At 31.6% G+C, this 3952-nt stretch carries 3 protein-coding genes; 2 read left to right on the top strand and 1 reads right to left on the bottom strand.

All coding sequences use genetic code 11. The features are described from left to right. The first annotated feature begins 942 nt into the window (after nucleotides 1-942). On the top strand, nucleotides 943-1590 hold the full coding sequence (locus tag B3I31_RS01800; protein WP_291087422.1) for a DUF6266 family protein: 648 nt from the start codon (nucleotides 943-945) through the stop codon (nucleotides 1588-1590). A gap of 108 nt (nucleotides 1591-1698) precedes the next feature. Beyond that, nucleotides 1699-2520 (top strand): helix-turn-helix domain-containing protein, encoded by an 822-nt coding sequence (locus tag B3I31_RS01795; RefSeq protein WP_291047284.1) that lies wholly within the window; start codon nucleotides 1699-1701, stop codon nucleotides 2518-2520. A gap of 364 nt (nucleotides 2521-2884) precedes the next feature. Here B3I31_RS01795 and B3I31_RS01790 read toward each other — a convergent pair whose 3' ends face one another. Next, on the bottom strand, nucleotides 2885-3109 hold the full coding sequence (locus B3I31_RS01790; protein ID WP_291087419.1) for a hypothetical protein: 225 nt from the start codon (nucleotides 3107-3109) through the stop codon (nucleotides 2885-2887). Nucleotides 3110-3952: the final 843 nt, after the last annotated feature.

Raw genomic sequence — 3952 nt, 5'->3', positions numbered from 1 at the left:
TTGTGTCAAGACAAAAATGAATGTAATAAAATAAAGAACTACTAATCCTCTTAATATATCCTAATTTCTCTTTAGACTCTTATCTAGCTGTCATTCTGAGCCCGTCGAAGAATCTCTTCTTTTTCATTTTTTGCTCATCCAAAAAACATTTGAAATTAAAAGGAGGAGCCATGGTATGGCTCAGGTAATTCAACTAACTAAATTATCTCCATAAAGTTGGCAACTCGCTTCACTCAGACACTCCAACTTTTTTATTCCAATAATTTAGAGTTGAATTGCCTTTCAATCCTAAATCGTCGGATTTTTTTAATTCCTATTTAAACATTCAAATCCACTTTCAACAAAGTATTTATAAACCGTCATTGCTGAAGAGTCGAGTGTCAATTCGGCGTAAAGAGCGTTAAAAATGATTTACTGTTCGCATTTCACCTCCTCTCTCAATACTAATATCTCACATCTACTTTATACTTAATACAATGTACTTTTTACATAATACTTTTTACAATATTTTAACTTACCTCAAGACTTCCCCGTAGGGCATATGAATTCATTAAAAAACAATAATAACTCATGAGTAAAAATGAACGTAATAAAATAATGAACTACTAATTATCTTCTTATTCTCGTAATTATGTTCAGAACCACATTCTTAACCTCAAATACATTGTACAACAACCCTCTCAATACTAATATCTACTTTTTACATAATACAACTCTAAAATCTCACTTCTCAAATCTCATATCTCATATCTAACAACTACTTTTTACATAATACATAATACATTGTACATCTAACATCTACATCCTTAGCAATCATTCCCCTTCATCACCTACCAATTTCGTTCATGGATAACCATAAATTAACCTCTTCAAATCATTCCTCATAATTTCGAATTGTTGCTGAACCAAGTCAAATAAAGTTTAATTTAAAATCTATTAAAAATGGGAAAAATTACAGATTCTCTATTGTCAGGTACGCGAGGACGTACAGGACGAATTGTTGTTTCGAATATCGAAGGAAATGAAATTTCTCGTATACGACCACGAAAATCAAATCGTATACCAACGCCAAAACAACAAGTAATAAAAGACAGATTCAATTTTGCTGTGCAGTTTATACAAGGGTATAAAGCATTGGCTAAAACCTATTACGGAAAAAGGGCTGGTTTAAAATCGCCTTATAATCAAGCCATGGCAAATTTATTACAATCTATGCCTTGTAATATGGATACCTTAACCTTTTCTATTGATTATGATGCTATTCAATTCACAAAAGGTAATTTACTCGAACCACAACCTGTAAATGTTATTGCAGACGATCCACTATCGGTAACGATTACATGGACCAATAATGCAACAGAACTTGTGGATCAAAATGACACCTTGGTTATATTGTATGTAGAAGATGGGAATACAAAAGCACAATCAACGGTTGTACAAACAACTGTAAAACGCTCCGAAGAATCATATGTACTCCAATTTCTACCCAAATATCAAGGAACAGATGTACATGTATGGATGAGTTTTTTATCCGTCATAAAGCAAGACGCTGCACCATCTATTTACTTAGGTCAAGTCACTGTACTTTAACTATTTCCCCTCTACTTTTGGAGGGGATTTTTGTTTATATTATAATTTATTGTATATTAGACAAATACATCTTTACTACAACCATTTTCAATTTTAATTTTTAAGCGTATGAAAATTGAAGTATATGAAGAATATATCAAGTACCTGAACTTTTTTATTCATCGATATGGAGATGTAATCAAGAAAAATGAACCACAAGTCGAAGCAAAACAAGATATCCTAAACAAACAGTATATGCAAATGATTGAATATGCATTTGGCTTTATTCAAAAAATCAATTTGTTTGCGATACAAGATTATCAATCACAGATTTTGTTTATTCCGCAATTAATCTTTTACTTCAATGACCTCTGCGAATGTCCACGTCCCCCAACCTTATCAATAGATTTTAATGTTGACATAGAAGCACTTTACAAACTTTTAAAAAACAACACACAAATCACTTATAATCAAAATCAATATTTTCCTTTTCTTATTGATATTTCAGGTTTATCACACGGTTACCATCATCTCGCTGGTTTTGTTCACCGACACAAACAAGATCAATTTGCGTATTATTGTGTTTCGATCCAAGTCAAAAGTCAAGAATTAAAGGAGAACTGGAAAAAATTTTATCATATTCCCATTCAAAAGCTCAAATTAATTTACAAAGAATGCCTGCAAAAGAACCAAACACTTTATGCTTTTGCAGCAGATACCGAATTTACTTACTATGAAATTCAGAAAGGATTCAACTACTATTTCAATTGCTCCTTTTCGGAATACGAACAAAAATTAAAAATGTTGAAAGCCTTAGAATTGATCATGTTTACCAATGCTCCATTCAAGGACATTACCATTCAAAGTGGTTTCTCCACTTATACTACCTTAAAACGTACATTTGCGAAACACCAAATTCCTTTAAAAGAAATCCCTCGATTAATTATCTAAACTATCGAAGTACAGTCACCACTGTCTTCTCGATGTTCGATGAGTTTATAGGTTAACGGTCTTGGTATAAGTTTTACGCTTAACGTTTTACGTGTTTTTTTTAGTTTTACGTGACACGTATTAAGTTCTACGTTTTTATTTTTATTCTTATTAATATTCAAATCCTTTCTTAACAAAGAATTTATAAACCGTCATTGCTGAAAAGTAGAGTTTCAATTCGGCGTAGTGAGCGATATGTTTACGTAATAAGTTTTACGTTTAACGTTTTACGTTTTCATCCTTTTTCAATATTCAAATCCACTTTTTATAACATTTGAGATTAAAAATTCTTTAATGTCACTTTTTTATTCATTCCTTATCTATTTTAATTATTTGCATTCATATGCCCTTCGGGGAACAGACTAAAAAGTAACCAAAAAGTCAAGGCCGTAAACCTCTCTACTAAAAATGTTCTCATTCCACTAAAGATTTTAAAAACCCTACGGGCTAAAACCTTTTTAACGCTCCACTCAAACATTTTAACCATAACTTTCAACTTTTTTGACTCTCGTCTCCAAATCATATGACATTTTTCTAATCCTTTTTTCATTCATAAATTTTGTAAAAACTTATTACTTAAAACTCAATACTTAAAACTTAAATTATTTTCTTAACGTGAGAGTTTTAATGCCGGTTTCTTCATCCTTTTTCTATACTAAAATTCATTTTTAACAACGAATTTATAAATCGTCATTGTTGAAGAGTCGAGATTGCTTTAAATAAGAATTTTAAAGCCGACATACGATTTGCAGACGAGCTTCAATCCATTGAAACGAGCGTTAAAAAGATTAGTGAGCGTATGCGAATCATTTAATCTTTTTAGTGCGTGAGATGAGAATTGAACGTCGAAAATCGCGGTCTTGACGTTTTTGGTTCGTTTTTGCGTCAAGGTAAAAATGAACATAGTTAAGCATTTAGCGAGTAATTGTTATTTATCGTCTAAGTCTTCGATACAACGTTTTACAAACGTCACTCTGACTGACGATAAAAGAAGCAGAAATGAATTTAGCGAGTAGTCGTTATTGACCGACTTGTAAGCATTATACCTAAGCTCCACTGGAGCTTCTCCTTTTAATTTCAAATGTTTTTTTATCAAGATTCCCCGAAGGGCATATGAATTCATTTAAAAACAATTAAAAAAGTAATGAATAAAAATGAATGAATATAGTTTTTCATAATCCTTCTTTTTAATTAAAATTCGTAGTCACTTTTAATACGGGCACTGAGGCAATCGAAGTGCAGAATCTTTTGTCACTTTTTTTCGTCAAAAAAACTAACGAAAAAAGACTTGGCCGTAAACCTCTCTACTAAAAATGCCCTCATTCCACTAAAGATTTTAAAAACCCTACGGGCTAAAACCTTTTTAACGCTCCATTCAACCATTTTCTTAACG

Origin of the sequence: Empedobacter sp. UBA3475 (genome assembly GCF_002378465.1) — a bacterium.
Classification (GTDB): domain Bacteria; phylum Bacteroidota; class Bacteroidia; order Flavobacteriales; family Weeksellaceae; genus Empedobacter; species Empedobacter falsenii_B.
The sequence above is the reverse complement of the archived record's forward strand: the minus strand, read 5'-3'. Positions and strand labels throughout refer to the sequence as shown.

What these genes read in the sequence shown, in the direction of transcription:
- B3I31_RS01800 (WP_291087422.1), top strand. Translation starts at nt 943, where the DNA reads ATGGGAAAAATTACAGATTCTCTATTGTCAGGTACGCGAGGACGTACA.
- B3I31_RS01795 (WP_291047284.1), top strand. Translation starts at nt 1,699, where the DNA reads ATGAAAATTGAAGTATATGAAGAATATATCAAGTACCTGAACTTTTTT.
- B3I31_RS01790 (WP_291087419.1), bottom strand. Translation starts at nt 3,109, where the DNA reads ATGAAAAAAGGATTAGAAAAATGTCATATGATTTGGAGACGAGAGTCA.